At 71.1% G+C, this 14,146-nt stretch carries 14 protein-coding genes; 5 read left to right on the top strand and 9 right to left on the bottom strand.

The window, feature by feature from the left end; genetic code table 11:
- Window positions 1–60: 60 nt before the first annotated feature.
- The 5 genes from ACFP3H_RS05875 to ACFP3H_RS05855 all read right to left on the bottom strand — a co-directional run bounded on the left by ACFP3H_RS05875 (window position 61) and on the right by ACFP3H_RS05855 (window position 4,194).
- Window positions 61–768, bottom strand: a complete 708-nt coding sequence (locus tag ACFP3H_RS05875) for an anti-sigma factor (protein ID WP_378600663.1) — start codon at window positions 766–768, stop codon at window positions 61–63.
- Window positions 765–1,409: an ECF RNA polymerase sigma factor SigK gene (gene sigK, locus ACFP3H_RS05870; protein WP_378600660.1), complete on the bottom strand. Its 645-nt coding sequence runs from the start codon at window positions 1,407–1,409 to the stop codon at window positions 765–767. The genes ACFP3H_RS05875 and sigK overlap by 4 nt, the downstream gene beginning before the upstream one ends.
- Window positions 1,410–1,519: 110 nt before the next feature.
- Window positions 1,520–2,173, bottom strand: a complete 654-nt coding sequence (locus tag ACFP3H_RS05865; RefSeq protein WP_378600657.1) for a fasciclin domain-containing protein — start codon at window positions 2,171–2,173, stop codon at window positions 1,520–1,522.
- 120 nt (window positions 2,174–2,293) lie between these two features.
- Window positions 2,294–3,604 carry a cryptochrome/photolyase family protein gene (locus ACFP3H_RS05860; protein ID WP_378600654.1) on the bottom strand — a complete coding sequence of 437 codons (1,311 nt, stop codon included), beginning with the start codon at window positions 3,602–3,604 and terminating at the stop codon, window positions 2,294–2,296.
- Entirely contained in the window at window positions 3,601–4,194 is a 594-nt protein-coding gene (locus tag ACFP3H_RS05855) for a lipocalin family protein (RefSeq protein ID WP_378600651.1), read from the bottom strand. The genes ACFP3H_RS05860 and ACFP3H_RS05855 overlap by 4 nt, the downstream gene beginning before the upstream one ends.
- Before the next feature lie 171 nt (window positions 4,195–4,365).
- On the opposite strand from ACFP3H_RS05855, the gene ACFP3H_RS05850 reads away from it, so the two are divergent.
- Window positions 4,366–5,202, top strand: a complete 837-nt coding sequence (locus ACFP3H_RS05850) for a MerR family transcriptional regulator (protein WP_378600648.1) — start codon at window positions 4,366–4,368, stop codon at window positions 5,200–5,202.
- A gap of 38 nt (window positions 5,203–5,240) precedes the next feature.
- On the opposite strand, the gene ACFP3H_RS05845 is transcribed toward ACFP3H_RS05850, so the two are convergent.
- Window positions 5,241–6,593 carry a TIGR01777 family oxidoreductase gene (locus ACFP3H_RS05845; protein WP_378600645.1) on the bottom strand — a complete coding sequence of 451 codons (1,353 nt, stop codon included), beginning with the start codon at window positions 6,591–6,593 and terminating at the stop codon, window positions 5,241–5,243.
- Window positions 6,594–6,649: 56 nt separating this feature from the next.
- Complete coding sequence (locus ACFP3H_RS05840; protein WP_378600643.1) at window positions 6,650–8,137, bottom strand: multicopper oxidase family protein; 1,488 nt, start codon at window positions 8,135–8,137, stop codon at window positions 6,650–6,652.
- Window positions 8,138–8,340: 203 nt separating this feature from the next.
- Between ACFP3H_RS05840 and ACFP3H_RS05835 the strand changes: the two genes are divergently transcribed.
- From ACFP3H_RS05835 to ACFP3H_RS05825, 3 genes are all read left to right on the top strand, one after another.
- The gene (locus ACFP3H_RS05835; protein WP_378600641.1) at window positions 8,341–9,486 is read left to right on the top strand and encodes a sensor histidine kinase; all 1,146 of its coding nucleotides are present in this window, start codon (window positions 8,341–8,343) and stop codon (window positions 9,484–9,486) included.
- On the top strand, window positions 9,483–10,115 hold the full coding sequence (locus ACFP3H_RS05830; protein ID WP_378600638.1) for a response regulator: 633 nt from the start codon (window positions 9,483–9,485) through the stop codon (window positions 10,113–10,115). The genes ACFP3H_RS05835 and ACFP3H_RS05830 overlap by 4 nt, the downstream gene beginning before the upstream one ends.
- A 157-nt stretch (window positions 10,116–10,272) precedes the next feature.
- The gene (locus ACFP3H_RS05825) at window positions 10,273–11,283 is read left to right on the top strand and encodes an alpha/beta hydrolase (protein ID WP_378601606.1); all 1,011 of its coding nucleotides are present in this window, start codon (window positions 10,273–10,275) and stop codon (window positions 11,281–11,283) included.
- 3 nt (window positions 11,284–11,286) lie between these two features.
- Here the strand turns inward: ACFP3H_RS05825 and ACFP3H_RS05820 are convergent, their stop codons facing one another.
- Window positions 11,287–12,165 carry an amidohydrolase family protein gene (locus ACFP3H_RS05820; RefSeq protein WP_378600636.1) on the bottom strand — a complete coding sequence of 293 codons (879 nt, stop codon included), beginning with the start codon at window positions 12,163–12,165 and terminating at the stop codon, window positions 11,287–11,289.
- Window positions 12,162–13,202, bottom strand: coding sequence for a nucleoside hydrolase (locus ACFP3H_RS05815; RefSeq protein ID WP_378600634.1), 1,041 nt, complete (start codon window positions 13,200–13,202; stop codon window positions 12,162–12,164). Before ACFP3H_RS05815 ends, ACFP3H_RS05820 begins: the two co-directional genes overlap by 4 nt.
- Before the next feature lie 59 nt (window positions 13,203–13,261).
- Here ACFP3H_RS05815 and ACFP3H_RS05810 point away from each other — a divergent pair, with 59 nt between their 5' ends.
- Complete coding sequence (locus tag ACFP3H_RS05810) at window positions 13,262–14,146, top strand: SDR family oxidoreductase (protein ID WP_378600632.1); 885 nt, start codon at window positions 13,262–13,264, stop codon at window positions 14,144–14,146.

Genomic DNA, 14,146 nt, shown 5'->3' with positions numbered 1-14,146 from the left:
CCGCGAGTCGGCCCGGGTGGCGTTGCGTGAGGTCGAGCGAGCCAACCATGCCGACCCTCCTCATCCGATGGTCATGGCGACGATCGGGGGTGTGGTCGGGCCCGCCGAACCCCCGCTGGGTTCGATCGTCACGGCCAGGGTGTCGGCCGTGGCGACGGAGGTGACGACCGAGGCGGGACCGTCCATCACCGCGACCGAGGCCGGTGTGCCCGTCGGCGGCACCAGCCACAGCTGGTAGGTGCGGTCGGCGGGCAGCGCGGGCATGTCGTCGAACGACACCGCGGCCGCGCCCAACGTCGTCGACTGGTACACCCGCATCGCGCCGCCACCGGGGATCGCCACCGAGGACTCGCGGCTGTCGGGCTGGTCGAGGACCTGCTGGGCGGTCACGGTGGCCGGGGTGTCGTTCGCGCGGTCGAGCACCACCGCGATGCCGACACCGGCGCCCACCGTCACGACCACCGCGGCCGCCAACGACAACACCCGCAGCTGCCAGCGGCGGCGGTGCCGGGTGTCGTGGCGGTCCAGCGCGCGCATCAGCGCGGATTCCAGCCGGGCCGGCGGCTCGACCGCGTCGAACACGCTCAGCTGCGCCAATGTCTCCTGAATGCGGCGCACGGCGGCGTGGAACTCGGCCGCGCGCTCGGGTCCGGCCGCCGCGAGCCACTCGTCGACCTCGCGGCGGCGCGCGGGATCGAGCGCGTCGAGCGCGTACGGGTAGGCCTCGTCCAGCCACGACCAGGGGGTCCGCCGATCGGTCTCGCTCATGGGGATTTCCCTCCGGTCAAACAGTTCTCGAGCCTCTTCAAGCCGTCTTTGATCCGGCTCTTCACCGTCGGCAACGGCACCGCGAGGGTTTCGGAGACCTCGAGGTAGGTGCGCCCGCCGTAGTAGGCCAGCGCCACCGCTTCGCGTTGCAGGGCGGTCATCGTGTCCAGGCAGTCCAGCACCGACTGTTCGTCGAGCCGCTGGGTGACCTCCTCGGCCACGATGTCGTGGTCGCAGCCCAGGTGCGCGTGCCCGAACACGATGTCGCGGCGGGTGGCCGACTGCTCGGCGCGCACCCGGTCGACCGCGCGCCGGTGGGTCAGCATCATCAGCCACCCGATCGGACTGGCCTTGTCCGGGTCGTAGTCCCCGGCCAACGACCACACCTGCAGGAACACTTCCTGGGCGATGTCCTCGGCGGCGCCGTGATTGCGCACGATGCGCAACGCCAGGCCGAACACCCGCGCGCTGGTGGCCCGATAGAACTCGGCGAAGGCCGTCCGATCGCCCGCCGCGACGGCGCCGAGCACGGTGACCAGCCGCGCTTGGGCGGCATGGTCGCGCCGCGGACCGGCCGGGCAGGCGGGCGCGGGCTCTGGCACCGATCGCAGATGGATCGGTGCGGAGCCCGGAGTCGTCATCGGATAGCCCCTGCGTGCATCAGCATGAGTGGGATTTCGTCCTGCCTTCGGGTTCGGATGGGCGCCACCGCGAAATTTCTGTCGCGGTCCCGAGGCGAGGGTCGCCGACATCACGCCGCGGGTGGCATGAGCACGCTGTCGATCATGTAGACGGTGGCGTTGGAGGTCTTCACGCCGCCGCAGATCACGTTCGCGTCGCCGACCTTCCACGAGTCGCCCGAGCCGCTGACCGTCACGTCCGCGCCCTCGACCGTCTTGTGCGCGCCCGCGACATCGGCCGGAGCGAGCTGGCCGGGCACCACGTGATAGGTCAGGATCGAGGTGAGCGTGGCCGAGTCGGTCTTCAACGAATCGATGGTCGCCTGATCGATCTTGGCGAATGCCGAGTCGACCGGGGCGAAAACGGTGAACTGGCCGCCGTTGAGCGTGTCGACCAGGTTGACATCGGGGTTGAGCTGGCCCGAGACCGCCGCGGTCAGGGTGGTCAGCATGGGGTTGTTGGACGCGGCGACCGCGACCGGTTCCTGTGCCATGCCGCTGACCGAGCCCGGTCCCGAGGGCACCTGGGCGGCGTATTCGGCGCAACCGGGTCCGACCAGGCCGTCGGCGGCGGCGGAATCGGTGGTGCCGGTCGCGGCCGAGGTCATCGGCGCGGAGGAGGACGAGGCGGTGGTGGACTTCGAATCGTCGTCGGAACAGGCGGCCAGGCCCACAGCCGAGCCGAGCAGCATCGCGGCGACGAGGGTTCTTGGCAGAGCGCGCATGATGTTTCCGTCACTTCCGTCGAGGCGGCTGGGCGCCGCACAGGTTCTGGACGCAACGGAGTTCGGTGGGCTCGGGGGTTCGGATGGGCGAGGATCGCCGCGGATTCGCGCGACATCGGCTCAGCTGCCGACGCAGTCGATGATCGGCGCGGGATAGTCGGCCCGATCGACGTTCGCGCGCCACGGGCGATGGATGCTCGCACCGGGCAGGTGGGCCAGTTCGGGCAGCCAGCGGCGCGCGTAGGCGCCGTCGGGGTCGTAGCGTTCGGCCTGGCGCAGGGGGTTGAGGACCCGGTTGGGGCGGGTGTCGGTGCCGGTGCCGGCGACCCACTGCCAGTTGAGCTGGTTGTTGGCCAGGTCGGCGTCGACGAGCCAGTGCAGGAAGTGCGCCGCGCCGACCCGCCAGTCCTGGTGCAGCGATTTGGCCAGGAAGCTGGCCGCGATCAGGCGCGCGCGTCCCGGCATCCAGCCCTCGGCGCGCAGTTGGCGCAGGCCCGCGTCGACGATCGGATAGCCGGTGCGTCCCTCGCGCCACGCGGCGACGGCGCCGGCGTCCTCGGGCCCGCTGTCCACGCGCCTGCGGTAGTCCGACCAGGCGGCCTCGGGGTGGGCGGCGAGCACCTGGTGGTGGAAATCGCGCCAGGCCAGCTGGCGGGCGAAGGCCAGACCGCCGTCGGTGGACGTATCGACCCTGGTCACCACCTCGGTGGGGGAGAGGCAGCCGAAGTGCAGGTAGGGCGACAGGTGCGAGGTGGCGTCGGCGGCGAGGTCGTCGTTGGCGCGGGCGTAGTCGGTGATCGGGCCGTCGAGCCAGTCGCGCAGCAGGGTTCGGCCGGTGGACTCCCCGCCGACGCGCAACCCCGGCGAGGGACTGCCCGAGCTGAGTCGACGCGGGTCGGGCAGTGCCTCGCTCGTGATCGGCGGAACCGACAGTGCGCGTGGCGGCGGCAGCGGGGCGCGGCGGTGCGCGGCGCTCCAGCGGCGGAAATACGGGGTGAACACGGCGAAGTGATCGCGGCCCGTCGACGGGGTGAGTTCGGTGGAAGTGGCGGTGACAGAACCGGAATGCAGGTGCACCGTGAGGTTCGGGAGCTCGCGCAGGGCCCGCTCCCGGCGATCGCTGTAGCGGCTCACGTCCTCGGCCAGGTGCACGGTGGTCGCGCCCGTCTCGCGCACCACGCGCTCGACCTCGTCGACCACCGCGCCGCGCCGCACGATCAGCGCGGCGCCCAGCGCGCGCAGTTCCTTGTCGAGTTCGGCCAGGGCGGCGGCGAGGAAATGCGCGCGATTGGGCGGGCAGCGGTCGGGGACCAGCGCCTCGTCGACGACGAACAGCGGCACCACCTGATCGGCGGTGCGCGCGGCCGCGGTGAGCGCGGGATTGTCGTGCACCCGCAGGTCGCGGGTGAACAGGACGATCGCGACGCTCATCGTGCGCACAGCGGCGTCACACCCTCGCGGCCGCCGGTGGTGGGGGAGGTGAGGTACACGCACGGGTCCTGGCCCGCGATCCTGATCGCCTCGTCGATCCGGTCCCAGGTGTCGGCGGCCAGGGCGGGGGTGCGCGAGAGGACGAAACCGGACAGCCTGCTCGGTGAGGTGACCAGGGCCCAGGTGTAGTCCGGGCCGAGCGCGGTCACGATGTAGTTGGTGTCGCCCGCGCGGTTGTCCTGGCCGGGGATGCCCGGAAAGCTCACGTGCAGTTGGGCATTGGTGACCGGGTCGTTCACGGTCGCGGTGCCGCGGATCTCGTCGATGCCGCCGGTCCAGGTGCCGCAGCGGTTGTGCACGCCGACATCGCCGTTCGGGTCCAGGGTGTAGGTGGCGGTGGTGTCGCGGGCGCAGTTGAGGTTGAACGGCTGCGGAATGGCGGCGAGCTGATGCCACTGCCCGAGATAGCGGTCGAGTTCCAGCTTCGGCACCGGGGCGGGCGGGGCGGCGGTCGCGGTGCCGGGCAGCGCCACGGTGAGACCGGCGGCGAACAGCAGGGCGGTGGTCCACGGACCGGAACGGGTACGCACGGGAACTCCTCGCGATTGACGGTGGTGTTCAGGCTAGCATCAAATGATGCAGAGACGATGCACTCGGTGGAGTCGTCGAAGGGCCGTCGGTGCGGCGGGTCGCGGCGGTTCTCGACGCGCGCGAGCCGGTCCGTGACGCGCCCGCCCGACCGGTGCGGGCACAATGACACGATGCCCGCCGGTTCTGCTCCCGCTCCCGCCGCGGCCGGATACACGGTGCGCGCGGTCGCCGAGCGTCTCGGCGTCCCCACCGCGACCCTGCGCAGCTGGAACCGCCGCTACGGCATCGGCCCCGCCCAGGACCGGCCCGGCAGGCACCGCCTCTACACCGACGCCGACATCGCCGTCCTCGCGCACATGCTCGAACTGATCGCCGCCGGGGCGAGTCCGGCCGGTGCCGCCGCGGCCGCGCACGGGCCCGCGCCGATCCTCGGTGATCGGGTCGGCCTGCTCGACGCGGCGTTCGCGTTGGACACCACCACCGTGTGCGCCCGCCTCGACGCGCACGTGCGCGCCCACGGCGTCGTCGCGACCTGGGATACGCTGTGCCGCCCCGCCTTCGCCGATATCGTCGCCCGGCAGGGCGGTGGCGAGGGCTGCATCGATGTCGAGCACCTGCTGTCCTGGTCGATCGCGGCCGTCATGCAACAGGTCCCGACCGCCCGCAGCACCGCGCCCGTCCTGCTCGCCTGCACCAGCGGCGAAACCCATTCGCTGCCCCTCGACGTGCTGCGCGCGGCCCTGGCCCAGGCAGGCACCGGTGCGCGCATGCTCGGCGCCGACGTTCCGACCGTCGCCCTGTCCGGCGCGCTCACCCGCCACCCCGGCCCCGCGACCGTGCTGCTGTGGTCCCAGCGCGAGTCGACCGCCCTGACCTCGGCGGTGCTGGCCTGCGTGGCGGCCGGTGCGCGGGTGCTGGTCGCCGGACCGGGGTGGGAGGTCGTGGTGCTGCCGGAGGGGGTCGAGCGGATCGGCAGTCTGAGCGAGGCGGTCGAGGCGCTGCGCTGACCTCGGTCGATGATCGTGTGCGTCCTGACCGGTGTCGTTCAGCTCTGGGTGCGGCCCAGTAGGTGGCGCAGGGTCGGCTCGAGGGTGGCGGTGCGGAAGGTGTGGCCCGCTTCGGTGAGGTAGTCGGGCAGGACGTGTTGGCTCGCCTCGGCGAGTTCGCGGGCGCCCTGTTTGCCGAGCAGGATCGCGGGGCCGAAGGCGGGGACCGGGAGCAGGGCGGGGCGGTGCAGGACGTGGGCGAGGACGCGGGTGTACTCGGCGTTGCGAACCGCCTGGGGGGCAACGGCATTGACGGGGCCGGCCAGGCCCGCGTCCCAGAGGGCGCGGTGGTAGATGTCGACGAGGTCGTCGAGGCCGATCCACGACAGCCACTGGCGGCCGTCGCCGATCCGCCCGCCGAGACCGGCCGAGAACAGCGGTCGGAGCAGGCGCAGGGTGCCGCCCTGCGGTGATTGCACGATGCCGGTGCGTATGCGCACGACGCGCACACCGGCGACCGCGGCGGGCTCGCACGCGTTCTCCCACTGCTCGACCACATCGGCCAGGAAGCCGTCGCCGCGCTCGGACTGCTCGGTCAGGGTCTCGTCGCCGCGGTCGTAGCCGTAGTAGCCGATGGCGGAGGCGCTGACGAAGGTGTCGATGCCCGCGGCGGCGGCGAGGTCGGCGAGGCGGCGGGTGGGTTCGATCCGGCTGTCGGCGACCGCGCGCCGGTGCTCGGCGGTGAAGCGTCCCGCGATGGAGGCGCCGGCCAGGTGGACCACGGCGTCGACCCCGGCGAGCAGGTCGGCGGCGGGGGCGGCGGTGTTCCACTGTCGTTCGTCGGCCTCGCCCGTGCGGTGGCGGACCAGGCGGATCACGCGGTGGCCGCCGGTGCTGAGGAACGCGCTCAACGCGGTGCCGACCAGCCCGGACGCGCCGGTGATCGCGATCGTCTTCGACGTCCACCCGGCCTCGGCGGCGGCCCGGTGGCGGGCCAGGTCGTTGCTCAGCTGCCGGTGGCGGTAGTCGAACATCGGTCGCAGCACCGATTCCGGGATGGGTGTGTGCACCCGATCGATCACCCGGGTGTGGGTGGCGTCGACCTCGGCGAACTCGTGCACGTGGCGCCACGGCATCAGCCGCGCGATCGGAACCGAGGCGGGCCCGTCGGCGGCGACCGCGTCGGCGAACCGCTCCGGCGGCAGGTACTGCGCGGGGTCGTGCCGGGCGACCCAGCGCAGGCCGCCGGGCAGACCGAGCACCGCCTGCCCCGTGGCCAGCGAATCGGACTCGGACAGCAGGGTGACCGGCTGCCACGGCGGCGCCAGTCGCGTGAACGCCCCGCGACGAGCGAACCACGCGAAAACGTCGGCCCTTGGTGTCGCGACGATGTCAGAACACTCGATGCCCATGCCTCGACTGTAGTCACATATCGCGATCCGTGAAGCGATCGTGCATCGAATGAGGGTCAGTGGTGTCCCATGCCGGGCTGCGCCGTCGTATCCATCGGCATCGGCGCGGGGTGCTGGCCGGGAGCGAGGACCAGGAATTGGCCCATCATGCCCTGATCCTCGTGGTGGAGCAGGTGACAGTGGTACATGTACGGGTAGGTGGGGTCGGTGTGGTCGGCGAAGTGCATCGCCAGGGTGTAGACGGTCTCCGGGGTGGTGTAGATGGTGTCCTTCCAGCCGGAAAGCGCTGGGGGAGGCGGGTTTCCGTCGACGGCGAGGATCTGGAACTGCACATCGTGGACGTGGAAGTTGTGCGGCCAGTTGTCCCTGTTGCGGACCGTCCAGACCTCGGTGGTGTCGACGGGGATGGTCATGTCGATGCGGTTCATGTCCATGCGCTGGTTGTTGATCATGAACCACTGCAGGTCGAACGCGCGGGTCGGCGGGGTGCTCGCGGCGGCGAGCGCGCGCATCGGGACCAGGGCCGCGGGCAGCGCGGCGGACGGGCGAACCCGGTCGGTGGCACGCAGTGTCAGGATGTCGAGGGTGTCGTCGAAGCCGAACTCGGCCGCGCGGTCGATGCCGCGTCGGTCGGTGATCGGCAGCGACCGTAACGTGACGTTCTCGCCCGCACTCAGAGTGACCACCACTTCGACCCGTTCACCCGGACTGAGCTGAACCTGTTCCAGCGCAGCGGGTTTCGGGAGCAGCCCGCCGTCGGTGGCGATGAGCTGGAACGTTCTGCGGTCATCGAAGGCGAGGTTGTAGAGCCGACCCGAGGAACCGTTGAGGATCCGCAACCGCACCCGCTCGGTACCGACCGACAGGTGGGCGCCGGCGATGCCGTTGGTGATGATCGTGTCGCCGAGCAACCCCACATCGGTGATGTCGGATTCGTCGAGTGTGCCGATCGCGGTGAAACGGCGGTCCTGGATCACCAGCGGAATATCGTCCACGCCATAGTCTTTCGGCAGGTCCAGGGCGTCCCCGGCCTCGTCGTCGATCAGGAAGAACCCGGAAAGCCCACGGTGGACATGCTTTTCGGTCGCGCCGTGCGGATGCGGGTGATACCACAGCGTCGCGGCCTGCTGCTGGATCGTCCACTCCGGGGCCCACACCGCACCCGGCGCGATCATCTGGTGCGGGCCACCGTCGTACTTCGCGGGCAGGTGCATGCCGTGCCAGTGCACCGAGGTGGGCTCGGGCAGGTCGTTGGTGATGGTGAAGGCGACCTGCTCGGCGCGGCGGGCGCGCACGGTCGGACCGAGGACCGACCCGCTGTAACCCCAGGTCGGCGTCTGCCTGCCCCGAACCATCTCGGTGATGCCCGCCTGCGCGCGCAGGGTGAAGCGGCGGACGCCGTCGGCGCCGACGGTCGAGGGGGCCAGCGGCGGGATGGGCAGCGGGCGGGTCGCGCGGGGCGTCGACGAGCGGATCGAACATCCGGCCGCGTAGGCCACCGGCGCCAGGGCCAGTCCGGTGAGAAAACCTCGTCGCGAGACCACGTGCTACTCCTTCTGTGCGGGAACCTCCAGCGTCGTCCGGTCGCGCGGGCGGCGACTCCTCCGCGCGGCCGGATCGGACCCCGTGTATTCCGCCCGCACGGCTCTTGCGGTGGCATCGATCGCGTGGTAGTAGCCGTGCCGCCGCTGGTAGACGCGCCGACCGCCTGCCGGAGCGGTCCGAGCCACTCACCTACCGTGGGGACGTGATCGACAACCGCGCCCACCACCCCTGGCGAGGGCTGCTGCGGTGGCTGCCGCTGGTGGTGATCCCGGTCCTGCTGCTGGCCAGCACCTACCCGGGCCAGTTCCGCGTGCCCCCGCACTACTGGGTGCTGGCCATGACGGCGGCCGTGGTGTTCGGGGCGGGGGCGCGGTGGCCGCTGGCGGTGTCGCTGGTGCTCTCGGCGCTGGCCGTGCCGATGCTGCGCACCGACGCGTGGGGCGTGTCCGGGCTGGCCCCCTACCTCGGCGCGGTGGCCCTGGTCGACGTGGTGGCGCGCACGCACCGCTGGTCGATCGTGGTGGTGGCCACCGGGGGATGGGCCGCCGCCGTCGCGCTCGGGCGGGTCGGCGTGCACGACAACTCGATCGGACGCGCCTCCACCCTGGTCGAGGCCGCCGCGTATGTGGGCCTGCCGCTGCTGCTCGGGCTGTACCTGCGCGGCCAGCGCGACCTCGCCCGGAACCTGCGCCAGCGCGCCGACGAGGCGCAGGCCCGCACCCGCCTCGACGAACGCGCCGCCATGGCCAGGGAACTGCACGATGTGGTCGCCCACCACATGGCCTCGATCATCCTGCGGATCTCGGTGGCCGAACATGTTGTGCGCGAGCAGGATCCGCGCGTCACCGCCGTCCTCGACGATGTTCGCGGCACCGCCGCAGACGCGCTCGCCGACATCCGCAGACTCCTTGCCGCGCTGCGTGATCCGTCCCTGGGCACCGTCGCACTGGTCGACACCGAGGCCGTCGCCACCGAGGTCGAGGCCGCCCTCACCCGCGCCCGCGCCGCCGGATTCACCGTCGAGGCCGTGGTCGACGCCGAGCTCGGCGGGCTCGACGCGATCAGCAGACTCACCCTGTTGCGCCTGGTCCAGGAATCACTGACCAATGTGATGAAGCACGCGGATCGCGGTGTGCCGGTGTGGTTTCGGATCGCGCGGGACACGGACGGGATCACCGTCGAGATCGTCAGCGGCGCTCGCGCGCACCCGGCGGGACCGGGTCACGGGATCGTCGGCATGCGCGAACGCGCCGAACTCGCGGGCGGCACCCTCACCGTCGGCGCCGACCACGACGCGACATGGACGGTGCGCGCCTGGCTGCCCGACAGCGCTACGGAGGTCTCATGATCACGGTCCTGCTGGTCGACGATCAGCGCCTGGTGCGCGCGGGTCTGCGCATGCTCATCGAGGACACCGCCGACCTCACCGTCGTCGGCGAGGCGGCCGACGGCATCGAAGCGGTGCGCCTGCACGCCGAACTCGCCCCCGACCTGGTCGTCATGGACCTGCGCATGCCCGGCCTGGACGGGGTCGAGGCCACCCGCCGGATCCTCGCCGCGGCCCCACGCGCGAAAGTGCTGGTGCTGACCACCTTCGACGACGACGACCACCTGTTCCCCGCGCTGTCGGCCGGTGCCGCGGGATATTTCGTCAAGGACACCGAGCCCGCGGTCCTGCTCGACGCGATCCGCCGCACCGTCGACGGCGACCTGCTGTTCTCGCCCGCGCTCCTGCGCCGCCTGATCACCCGCGCACTCGACGCGCCACCGCGGGTCCCGAGCGCGCCCGCCGACTTGACGCCCCGCGAACTCGACGTCCTGCGCCTGGTCGGCGACGGCCACGGCAATCAGGAGATCGCCGAGCGCCTGCATCTGGGCGTGAGCACCGTCAAGAGCCACATCGCCAACCTCCTCGACAAGACCGGCACCGACAATCGCGTCCGGCTCGCCGTCTACGCCTCCAAGATCGCGCACTGAGCTTGTGCCGGCGACCAGGTCACCCTGTCTTCGGTGACGAATCGGTATGCGAGCGGTAACACCCCTGTGAACGACCCCGATATGTGTCCGACCGCACTGGGTGGTCTGTTTCCGAATGGAGGTGCGATCGGTGCGGTGCCGCACGGCGGTCTCGGTGATGCTCGTGGCAGTGGGCGCGATCATGATGGGCGCGGGCGGCGGCCACGCGGAGGTGCCCAAAGTCGGCACCACGGTGGTGCACCGGGTGGTCACCCAGGACGGCTCGCGCGGCGAGGTGACCTCGGTCGACGGTCGACAGGTCAGCGTGCGGATCCACTCCGCCGCGATGGGCCGCGACGTCGCGGTCACGGTGCAGCGCCCCGCCGACACCTCGGTGCCACGGCCGTCGCTGTACCTGGTCAACGGCGCGGGCGGCGGCGAGGACACGGCCACCTGGTCGCGCAACACCGACGTGGTCGACTTCCTGGCCGACAAGAACGTCAACGTCGTGATGCCGGTCGGCGGTGCCTGGAGCTACTACACCGACTGGCACGCACCCGATCCCACGCTCGGGGTGAACAAGTGGCGCACGTTCTTCCTCGACGAACTGCCCGTCGTCATCGACACCATGTTCGACACGACCGGCCGCAACGCCATCGCCGCGAACTCCATGACCGCGACCTCCGTGCTCCAGCTCGCCATCGCCCGGCCCGGACTGTTCGCCTCGGTCGCCGCCTACAGCGGGTGCGCCCAGATCAGCGACCCGGTCGGCAGGCGGTTCGTCGATGTGGTCGTCGCGACCGGCGGCGGCAACGCGGCGAACATGTACGGCCCGCCCGGCGACCCGGCCTGGGCGGCCAACGACCCGGTGGTCCATGCCGAGGGCCTGCGCGGGACCAAGCTCTACGTGTCCAACGGCAACGGCCTGCCCGGCGAATTCGACAAGCTCGGCGATCCCCACCTGATCACCTGGGGACCGGTCGGGCTGGCCAATCAGGTCGTCATCGGCGGCGTCATCGAGGCCGCCACCAACTGGTGCACCAGGAACCTGCAGCAGCGCCTGGCCGACCTCGACATCCCCGCCACCTTCGACCTGTCCACCCAGGGCACCCACTCCTGGGGCTACTGGCAGAAGGCGTTCAAGAACTCGTGGCCGCTGCTGGCCGAGGGCATGGAGATCCCGGCCTGAGCCTCACAGCTCGAACAGGGCGACCGCGTTGTCGTGACACACCCCGCGAATCCACTGCGGGCCCAGCTCGAGTCGCTCGAGCGCGGCGACCGCGTCGTGGTACGGGTAGGGGATGTTCGGGAAATCGCTGCCGAACAGGATCCGGTCGCCGAACCGCAGCAGGCGTTCGCGTTCGGCGACCGGGAACGGGGCACCGCCTTCGCTGAAATCGGTCCAGACCATGGTGGTGTCCAGGTGCAGCAGCGGGTACTGCTCGGCCAGGTCGAGGAATTCGGTGTACTCGGGGGTACCCATGTGGGCGATGATCAACCGCAGGGTGGGGAAGCGGCGCAGCAGTTCGGCGATGGGCGCGGGGCCGGTGAATTCGCCGGGCGCGGGCCCTGATCCGCAGTGGATCAGCACCGGGACCTGGGTTTCGGCGAGGATCGCCCACACCGGATCCAGCAGCGGGTCGAGGGGAGAGAACGCGCCGACCTGGATGTGCACCTTGAAGATTCGCGCGCCCGCGTCGATCGCGGCGCGCACATAGCGGGGCGCGTCGGGTTCGGGGTAGAAGGTGGCGGTGTGCAGGCAGTCGGGGGTGCGCGCGGCGAACTCGGCGGTCCAGGAGTTGAGCCACTCGCCCATCTGCGGCTTGTGCGGGTAGACCAGCGAGGTGAAGGTGCGAACACCGAAGTCGCGCAAGGTTTTCAGCCGCACCTGCTCGTCGTCGCGGTAGGTGATCGGCCACGGCTGACCCGTCATCGGACCGACCGCGTCGAAATACGCCCACACCTTGCGCATGACCTGATCGGGCATGAAATGGGTGTGCACGTCGACGATCGCGGGCAGCGCGTAGCGGGCGCGGAAATCGGTGAGGTAGGCGACGGTATCGACGGTCATGGCTGCTCCGGGTAGAGGCGACGGGCCAGGGCGCCGACGCGGGTGACGAGACGGTCGAAGAAGACCGCCGGATCGGTGCCGATCACGATGTCGGCGTTGGGTTCTCGACCCCACATGCCCGCCCAGTCCGCGACCGTGGTGGCCCGGGTGATGGTGCCCGCCAACTCCACGTCGACGGTGGCCGGACGGGTGCGCGCCAACCCCGGGTCCAGGGTGACGGCCGCGGCGAACGGGTCGTGCATGTGCGCCAGATAGCCCAGGTCGTAGTGCTGGTGGAAGTCGAAATAGAACCGCACGGCGTCGGTGAGGTAGGCGATGATCGGGTTGCTCGCGCAGGACCGCCAGTCGGGGGTGTCGGTGGCCGCGACGTGTTCGAGCGGGGTGCTGCCCGCGGCCTCGGCGAGGGCGACCAGGTGGGCCGGGCGCATCTCGATGGTCTCGGTGATGTCGAGCGCGCACACGATCGGCCGCCGATCCGCGGGCGCGGCGGAGAAGGCGTCGAACACCTCCTTGGCGGCCTCGGGATCGACGTGGATGTTCCACTCGTTGGTCGGGGTCGTATTGCCGGGATGGTTGAACGCGCCGCCCATGATGACCAGGCGGTCCAGCAGGACGGGCAGCTCGGGTTCGATCCGCAACGCCAGCGCGAGATTGGTCAGCGGACCGGTGCACAGCCCGGTCACCGCGCCGGGGTGCGCGCGAACCAGGTCCACCCACATCCGGGCCGCCGAGCGCGCCGAGAGTTCGCGCGCGGTGACCGGCAGTTCGGCATAGCCCAGACCCTGCGGGCCGTGCGTGTCCTCGGTGGTGCGCAACGGGATCGCGAGCGGTTCCGACGCGCCGAGGGCGACCTCGATCGGCGGCGCCTGCGCCAGGTCCAGCAGCGCCAGCGTGTTGGCCGCCACCTGCGCCGCGGGCACATTGCCCGCCGTCGCGGCGATGCCGAGGAGCTCGGCCTCGGCCGAGGCCAGCAGGTACAGCAGGGCCAACGAGTCGTCGATGCCGGTGTCCACGTCGAGGATGATCTTGCGCCGCACCCAGCGAGACTAGCCTTTCGGGTGGCCCCTACGAGGACGACCTACGAGGAGAGTGCCCGATGAGCAGTTCCGCGCCCAGCCCCCGCTACCCGGCCCCGCCGTTCGCCGAACAGGCCCAACCCTGGCCCGGTCTGCAATCGAAGATGGACCCCCGCCCCGACTGCGGGGAGACCAGCTACCGCGGCAACGGCCGACTGGCCGGGCGACGCGCGCTGATCACCGGCGGCGATTCCGGCATCGGGCGCGCGGTGGCCATCGCCTTCGCCCGCGAGGGCGCCGACGTGGCGATCAACTACCTCCACCCCGAACAGGGCGACGCCGACGAGGTCGTCGAGCTGATCCGCGCGGCGGGCCGCGTGGCGGTCGCGGTGCCCGGTGACCTGCGCAGCGAGCAGTTCTGCGCGAAGTTGGTCGAGGACGCGGCCGAGGGGCTGGGCGGGCTCGACATCGTCGTCAATTGTGCCGGGCGGCAACACTATTGCGACGACATCGTCGAACTCAGCACCGAGGAGTTCGACTGGACCCTCAAAACCAACCTGTACGCGCTGTTCTGGTTGATCAAAGCGGCGGTGCCCCGCCTGGCGCCGGGCAGCGCCATCATCACCACCACCTCGCGCAACGCCTACGATCCGAACAAGATCCTCATCGACTACGCGCTGACCAAGGCCGGGATCGCGAACATGACCCGGGGGTTGGGAAAACAGTTGCTGCCCAGGGGGATTCGGGTCAACTCGGTCGCGCCGGGGCCGTTCTGGACGCCGTTGCAGGTCAGCGGCGCCCAACCGCAGTCGGTGGTCGAGGAATTCGGCGCCGAGGTGGCCTACCGGCGTCCGGGCCAGCCGGTCGAGATCGCGCCGGTGTACGTGACGCTCGCGTCGGCGGAGAGCAGCTACGTGACCGGCCAGGTGTGGGGGATCACCGGGGGCGACGGCGAACCGGGCTGA

This window comes from Nocardia lasii, from assembly GCF_042658545.1.
Lineage (GTDB): Bacteria > Actinomycetota > Actinomycetes > Mycobacteriales > Mycobacteriaceae > Nocardia > Nocardia lasii.
This window is presented reverse-complemented; position numbering and strand designations above follow the sequence as displayed.